This is a genomic window from Bartonella sp. MR168JLCBS (assembly GCF_042194175.1).
In genome coordinates, this window is sequence record NZ_JBHIMP010000601.1 from 1 (window position 1) to 553 (window position 553).

Below are 553 nucleotides of genomic sequence, written 5' to 3' on the forward strand. Positions count from 1 at the left end.
TTTCTAACCCCAATACCTGACGGAACATATGCTAAAGGACTTTATATTATGGCTGATTTCAAAAATTTACGTTCGGCACCTATTTCTCATGCCGATGCTTCAATTGATCAAGGATTGCGTAGCTATATGGTGGGTGTCTACAACACGATGGCCATTGGTTTGCTTGTTACAGCTGCTACCGCTTATGCAATTGCATCATTAGCAACAACAACGGAGATGAGTCAGGCAGCCGCACAAATCAATAGCAGTGTCTACTTAACTTCATTTGGAGTAACATTTTATACATCGCCATTCTCTTACATTGTTATGTTTGCACCACTTGTGGCGGTATTATTCCTTAGTTTCAAAATTAATACGTTGAGTACAAGTGTTGCCCGGAGTCTCTTTTTTGGTTATGCTGCCCTCGTTGGGCTTTCACTGTCCTCTATCATTTTGCGTTATACAACAGAAAGTATTGTACAAACATTTGTTATTACCGCTGCAGCTTTTGGTGCTCTTTCGCTTTATGGATATACAACAAAGCGCGATCTCACAGCGATGGGCTCATTCTTTT

Annotated in this window: 1 protein-coding gene; it reads left to right on the forward strand. The window is 40.7% G+C overall.

Annotated features, from left to right (window positions below; all coding sequences use genetic code 11):
- Positions 1-48: 48 nt before the first annotated feature.
- Positions 49-553: Bax inhibitor-1/YccA family protein (locus ACFIK8_RS12940; RefSeq protein ID WP_375669654.1), on the forward strand; the 505-nt coding region annotated here is incomplete at its 3' end.